5 protein-coding genes are annotated in these 6811 nt (G+C 73.0%); 2 read left to right on the top strand and 3 right to left on the bottom strand.

The features are described 5' to 3' along the window. Positions 1-267, bottom strand: a 267-nt coding sequence (locus ABL57_RS10075; protein ID WP_047803330.1) for an HD domain-containing protein, incomplete at its 3' end; no start/stop codon positions are given. A 145-nt stretch (positions 268-412) separates the two neighbouring features. Here ABL57_RS10075 and ABL57_RS10070 point away from each other — a divergent pair. Next, a complete protein-coding gene (locus ABL57_RS10070) occupies positions 413-2737 on the top strand; it encodes a bifunctional (p)ppGpp synthetase/guanosine-3',5'-bis(diphosphate) 3'-pyrophosphohydrolase (RefSeq protein ID WP_062736845.1) in 2325 nt (774 codons plus the stop codon). Positions 2738-2767: 30 nt separating this feature from the next. On the opposite strand, the gene ABL57_RS10065 is transcribed toward ABL57_RS10070, so the two are convergent. Next, entirely contained in the window at positions 2768-3364 is a 597-nt protein-coding gene (locus ABL57_RS10065; protein WP_047803328.1) for a type IV toxin-antitoxin system AbiEi family antitoxin, read from the bottom strand. 189 nt (positions 3365-3553) lie between these two features. After that, complete coding sequence (locus ABL57_RS10060; protein WP_371212474.1) at positions 3554-5047, bottom strand: DUF349 domain-containing protein; 1494 nt, start codon at positions 5045-5047, stop codon at positions 3554-3556. A gap of 344 nt (positions 5048-5391) precedes the next feature. Between ABL57_RS10060 and hisS the strand changes: the two genes are divergently transcribed. Next, positions 5392-6744 (top strand): histidine--tRNA ligase, encoded by a 1353-nt coding sequence (gene hisS, locus ABL57_RS10055; protein ID WP_047803327.1) that lies wholly within the window; start codon positions 5392-5394, stop codon positions 6742-6744. Positions 6745-6811: the final 67 nt, after the last annotated feature.

Raw genomic sequence — 6811 nt, 5'->3', positions numbered from 1 at the left:
GAAGGCCACGAGGCCGAGGATCGTGTTGTGCTGCTCGAGCGTGTAGTCGGTGTCCTCGACCGTGTCGTGCAGCAGCGCGGCGACCAGGGTGGCCCCCGTCATGCCCAGCTCGGCGAGGATCGTGGTCACGGCCACGGGGTGGGTGATGTAGGGGTCCCCGCTCTTGCGCTTCTGCCCCTCGTGGCACTTCTCCGCGACCTTGAACGCGCGCGCCAGGACCTCGATGTCCTCTTCCGGGTGGGTGGCGCGCACGGTGTGCAGCAGCACACGTCAGCTCGACGACCGGGGCGGCGGCCGCACGGCCGCCGCCCCGGTCGTCGATGGGAAGGGAGCTACGGCCATGAGCTCGTCCGACGACGGGGGCGTCCCCGCCGGTCAGGGCACCGCCCCGACACCGCCGCGCCGTTCGGACATGGCCGGCACGCACTACGTCGTGCCCGCCTCCCGGCCGCTGCAGGGCCGGGCCGTGTTCCCGGGCCGCAGTGACCGCACCCGCTCGAGCCTGTCCTACCTCTCCGGCCGGCCGATGGACCACTCGCCGATCCTGGAACCGCTGCTGCACACCGTGCGCGCCACCCACCCGGAAGAGGACATCGAGGTCCTGGCGCGCGCGTTCAAGGTCGCGGAGAAGTGCCACGAGGGGCAGAAGCGCAAGAGCGGGGACCCCTACATCACCCACCCCGTGGCCGTGACCACGATCCTCGCCGAGCTGGGCATGACGGGGGCCACCCTGGTCGCCGCGCTGCTGCACGACACGGTCGAGGACACCGACTACACGCTCGAGCAGCTGCGCGCGGAGTTCGGGGACGAGGTGGCCGCGCTCGTCGACGGCGTGACGAAGCTGGACAAGGTCCAGTACGGGGACGCCGCGCAGGCCGAGACGGTGCGCAAGATGATCGTGGCGATGGCCAAGGACATCCGCGTGCTCGTCATCAAGCTCGCCGACCGGCTGCACAACGCCCGCACGTGGCGCTTCGTCTCCCAGTCCTCCTCCTCGAAGAAGGCGCGGGAGACCCTGGAGATCTTCGCCCCGCTGGCGCACCGGCTGGGCATGAACACCATCAAGTGGGAGCTCGAGGACCTGGCCTTCGCGGCGCTCTACCCCAAGGTCTACGAGGAGATCGTGCGGATGGTGGGGGAGCGCCAGCCCCAGCGCGAGCGCTCCCTGGCCAAGATCCGGGAGCGGATCGCCCTGGACCTCTCCGAGGCGGGGATCGAGGCGACCATCACGGGCCGGCCCAAGCACTACTACTCGATCTACCAGAAGATGATCGTGCGCGGGAAGGACTTCGACGAGATCCAGGACCTGCAGGCGGTCCGGGTGCTCGTGAACACGGTGCGGGAGTGCTACGCGGCGCTGGGCGCCCTGCACGCGCGGTGGCGGCCGCTGCCGGGGCGGTTCAAGGACTACATCGCCATGCCGAAGTTCAACATGTACCAGTCCCTGCACACCACGGTGATCGGCCCGGACGGGCGGCCGGTGGAGATCCAGATCCGCACCCACGAGATGCACCGGCGGGCGGAGTACGGCGTGGCCGCGCACTGGAAGTACAAGGACCAGGCCAACCAGGCGAACTCCGCCACGCCCAAGGCGCAGGAGGGGGACCTCGCGTGGCTGAGCTCCCTGGTCTCCTGGCAGGAGGAGACGCAGGACTCCTCCGAGTTCCTCGACTCGCTGCGCTACCAGATCAACACCTCCGAGGTGTACGTCTTCACGCCCAAGGGCGAGGTCATGGCCCTGCCGGCCGGCTCCACGCCGGTGGACTTCGCCTACGCGGTGCACACCGAGGTGGGGCACAAGACCATCGGCGCCCGGGTCAACGGCAAGCTCGTGCCGCTGTCCTCGGAGCTGCAGCACGGGGACTGGGTGGAGGTGCTCACCTCCAAGTCAGAGCACGCCGGGCCCTCCCAGGACTGGCTGAAGTTCGTGAAGTCCCCGCGGGCCCGCAACAAGATCCGGCAGTGGTTCTCCAAGGAGCGCCGCGAGGAGGCCATCGAGAAGGGCAAGGACGCCCTCACCCGCGCCCTGCGCAAGCACCACCTGCCGCTGCAGCGCACCCTCACCCAGGAGTCCCTGCTGGCGGTGGCCCAGGACTTCCACCGCACCGACATCAGCTCGCTCTACGAGGCGATCGGCTCGGACGTGGTCAGCGCCCAGGACGTGGTGGAGAAGATCGTCGGCAACCTGGGCGGGGCCGACGGCGCGGAGGAGGACTTCGCGGAGACGACCATCGCCACCCAGCCGGTGCGCCCGCGCGTGTCCGACTCCGGGGTCGTGGTCAAGGGCGCCACGGACGTCTACGTCAAGCTCGCCCGCTGCTGCACCCCGGTGCCGCCGGACGAGATCATGGGCTTCGTCACCCGCGGCGCCGGCATCTCGGTGCACCGCAAGGACTGCGTCAACATGCTGGCGCTGACCTCCACCGAGCGGGTGGTCGAGGTGGAGTGGGCCCCGACGCAGTCCAGCGTGTTCCTGGTGGAGATCCAGGTGGAGGCCCTCGACCGGAAGTCCCTGCTCTCGGACGTCACCCGGGTGCTCTCGGAGAACCACGTCAACATCCTCGCCGCCTCGGTGCACACCTCCAAGGCCCGGCTGGCCATCTCCCGGTTCGCCTTCGAGATGGGCGACCCGCGCTACCTGGACCACGTGCTCAACCAGGTCCGCCGGATCGACGGGGTCTACGACGTCTACCGCACCTCCGGCAACCGGCCCATCTCGGAGCCGTCCTCCCGCTGACCCGGTGGGCCGGGCGCCCGCGGCGCCGGGTCACGGCACGGGCCGGCCGATCGTCCGCGCGGCGCGGCGCACCCGCAGCAGCGCCGCCTGCCGTCCGGGCATCCGCTCGAAGCTCTCGAGCGCGGCCTGCACCAGCGGCGGCGGGCAGTGCAGGTGCGGTGCGTGCATCAGCCGCTCCAGGGCCGTCAGCCCCTCATGCTCGGGGACGTGCAGGGCGAGGTCCACGGCCGTGCGCAGCGGTGTGGTGACCCGCACGGGGCCGGCGTCGTGCACGTCGTAGCCCCCCAGGGTGACCTGGTGCAGCGCCATCCCGTCCGGCACCGGGGACATCGTGGTGCGCCGCAGCTTGTCCAGCAGCACCGGGAGCACGGTGGGGCGCGGGGCGCAGTCGTAGAACCACGCGGCCGAGAGCCGCCCGAGCACCCCGCGGCCCAGCAGGTGCGGGGGCAGCTGCGCCTCGAGGGCCGCGAGCTTCACCGCCCGCGTCACCGGGCGCCCGCGCAGCACGTGGGCCTCCAGCACCACGGGCACGAGCACGCCGTCGGCGACGAGGGCGGAGAGCTCGCCGCGGGAGAAGGGCCGGTCCGGCAGCAGCAGCGTGTCCGGGGTCCAGGGCGGGTCGTGCATGGGGCCAGCCTCGTCTACGGGCCGGGCACGGGGAAGGCCCCGGGCCGGTGCTGTGGACAGCACGGGCCCGGGGCCTCCCGGGCGCCGCCGACGACCGGCGCGGGCCGGTGCGGCCCGGCCGATCCGGGTGGTTCGGCAGTAGCGGTTCGGCGGTACCGGTCAAGCGTCGGCGGTACGGCGCCGGTGGTGTCAGCGCAGGTCGGCCGAGGAGCGGCGCAGGGTCTCCAGCCACTGCCGGCTGGTGGCGAGCTCGCCCTCCAGCTTGGCCGCGCGCCGGGTGTCCCCGGTGGCCTGCGCCTTGGCCAGGGCGGCCTCCTGGTCCTCGATCTTCGTCTCGAGCTGGCTGAGCATCGAGTTGGAGCGGGCCTTCGTCTCGGGGTTGGAGCGCTGCCACTTCTCGTCCTCGGCCTGGCGCACGGCGTCCTCGACGGTGCGCAGCTCGGCCTCCACCCGGCGCATGTGGGCGCGCGGGACCTTCCCGGCCTGCTCCCACCGGTCCAGGATGTCGCCGAGGGTGCGCTTGGCGACCTTGAGGTCCGCGACGGGCAGCAGGGCCTTGGCCTCGGCGAGCAGCTGCTCCTTCACCGCCAGGTTGCCCTCGAACTCCTCGTCGATCCGGTCGTTGTCGGCCTTGCGGGCCTCGAAGAACCTGTCCTGGGCGGCGCGGAAGCGGGCCCAGAGGGCGTCGTCGTCCTTCTTCGACGCCCGCTTGGACTCCTTCCACCGGTCCATGAGCCGGCGGTACTCCGCGGCCGTGGCGCCCCAGTCGGTGGAGCCCGAGAGGGCCTCGGCCTCGGCGATGAGGGCCTCCTTGGCCTTCTTGGCCTCGGCGTTGTCGGCGTCGAGCTGGGAGAAGAACGCGCGGCGGTGGCGGTCGAAGGTGGTGCGGGCGGTGCGGAACCGCTTCCACAGCGCGTCCTCCGCGGCCCGGCCCAGCCGGATCCCGGACTTCTGGTGGGCCTTCCACTGATCGAACAGCTCGGCCATCCGGGCGGAGGACTGCTTCCACTGGGTGCGCTGCGGCTCCTGGGCGGCGATCTGCTCCGCCTCCGCGACGATCGCCTCGCGCGCGGCGACGTTCTGGGCCCGCTGGGCCTCGTGGGCGGCCCGCTCGGCCGCCTCGAGCTCGCGGATCGCCGGGCGCAGGGCCTCGAGCCGTCCCTCGAGGCCGCGGATGTCCCCGAGCATGTTGCGCTGGCCCACCTGCTCGGCGAGGTGGTCGAGGGTGGTCAGCATGTCCGCCGAGGGGGCGCCGGCCGACACCCGCTGCTCGAGCAGGGCGACCTGCGCCTCGACGTCGTCGTACTTGCGGGCGAAGTAGCCCAGCGCCTCGTCCTCCGTGGCGTCGGGGAACTGCCCGCACAGCACCTCCTCGCCGTCCACGACGACGTAGACGTGCCCGTCCTCGGTCACCCGCCCGAAGGCGCGGGCCCGGGCCACGGACTCCGGCGAGGCCAGCGCGGGAGCCGCCGCCGGCGGGGCCGCCACGGGCTGCGCGGCGCCCGGCTGGACGGCCGCCGGGCCGGGGGCGGGAGCCGCCGGGACCGCGGGGCGGGGCGCACCGGGCTTGGGGGCGCCGGTCTTCGCGGTGCCGGGCTTCGGCACGCCGGGCTTCGGCGCGGCTCCGGGGCCGGGAACGGGGCGGGGGGTGGGCTGGTCGTCGGATTCGAGACGTTCTGTCACCGCTACAACTCTTTCGCTCTCGCCGGGCCGGCACCGACATCGGATCCGGCGCCGTCGCCCGGCTTCGGACAATCGTCCTGTCCATACTACCGAGGCCGCGCCCTCACCACGGCGGCCCGCGAGCCCGTCCCGGGGCCCGCCGCGGGGCCCGGTCCGGGGCGGGCGAGGGCCGGGGCGCCGTGCCCTGCTCCGGGCCGTGCTCCGGGCCGTGCTCCGGGCCGTGCTCCGGGCCGGGCTTTGGGCCGGGCGGGGGCGGCTCTCTAGGATGAGGGCGGAACCGACCGGCCCCATCCGCCCGCACGGTCCGCCCGCCCACCACCGTCCCACCCGAGGAGCACCTCCCCATGGCCCGCAAGACGTCCCTGTCCGGTTTCCCCGAATGGCTTCCGGAGGAGCGTCTGGTCGAGCTGCACGTCCTGGACGTGCTGCGGGAGACCTTCGAGCTGCACGGCTTCTCCTCGATCGAGACGCGGGCGGTGGAGACGGTCGAGCAGCTGCTGCGCAAGGGCGAGATCGACAAGGAGGTCTACGTCGTCTCGCGCCTGCAGGAGGACGAGGACGCCCCCGAGAAGGACGACGCCCGGCTGGCCCTGCACTTCGACCTCACCGTGCCCTTCGCCCGGTACGTGGTCGAGAACGGCGGGCACCTCACCTTCCCCTTCCGCCGCTACCAGATGCAGAAGGTCTGGCGCGGCGAGCGCCCGCAGGAGGGCCGCGCCCGCGAGTTCACCCAGGCGGACATCGACGTGGTCGGCGACGGCGCCCTGCCGTTCCGCTACGACGTGGAGCTGGCGCTGGTGATGATCGACGCGCTGGCGAAGCTGCCGATCCCGCCGTTCGTGCTGCGGGTCAACAACCGCAAGCTGGCGGAGGGGTTCTACCGCGGCATCGGCCTGCAGGACACGGCCGGCGTGCTGCGCAACATCGACAAGCTCGAGAAGATCGGCCCCGAGAAGGTCGCCCAGGCCCTCTGCGACGAGCTCGGGGCGTCGCCCGAGCAGGCCCGGGCCGCGCTGCAGCTGGCGTCCATCCGCACCGAGGACACGTCCTTCGTGGAGCAGGTCCGCGCGCTCGGGGTGAACACCCAGCTGCTCGAGGAGGGACTGCAGGAGCTCGCCGAGGTGGTGGGCGAGGCCTCCCGCCGGGCCCCCGGGACGGTGGTGGCCGATCTGTCCATCGCCCGCGGCCTGGACTACTACACGGGCACCGTCTACGAGACCGTGCTGGTGGGCCACGAGCAGCTGGGCTCCGTGTGCTCCGGCGGGCGCTACGAGTCCCTGGCGTCCACGGGCAAGAAGACCTATCCCGGCGTGGGCCTGTCCGTGGGCGTCACCCGCCTGGTCTCCCGCATCCTCGCCCAGGGCATGGCCGAGGCCTCCCGGAAGGTCCCCACCGCGGTCCTGGTCTCGCTCGTGGACGAGGAGTCCTGGTCGCAGGCCCAGGACGTCGCCGGGCAGCTGCGCGCCCGCGGCATCGCGTGCGAGGTCTCGGCCAGCGCCGCGAAGTTCGGCAAGCAGATCCGCTACGCCGAGCGCCGCGGCATCCCCTACGTGTGGTTCACGGTCCGGGCCGAGGACGGGTCCCTCGCCCACGAGGTCAAGGACATCCGCTCCGGCGAGCAGGTCCGCGCCGACCCCGCCGCCTGGGCCCCGCCGGCCGAGGACCTGCGCCCCGTGGTGCGCCCCGCCGGAGCCTGACCGTTCCGGTCCGCCCGGCGCCCGCCGAGCCCCCGCGTCCCCGGCTGCGGGCCGCGGCGGCGGGTGT

Origin of the sequence: Kocuria sp. SM24M-10 (assembly GCF_001027955.1) — a bacterium.
Lineage (GTDB): Bacteria > Actinomycetota > Actinomycetes > Actinomycetales > Micrococcaceae > Kocuria > Kocuria oceani.
The sequence above is the reverse complement of the archived record's forward strand: the minus strand, read 5'-3'. Positions and strand labels throughout refer to the sequence as shown.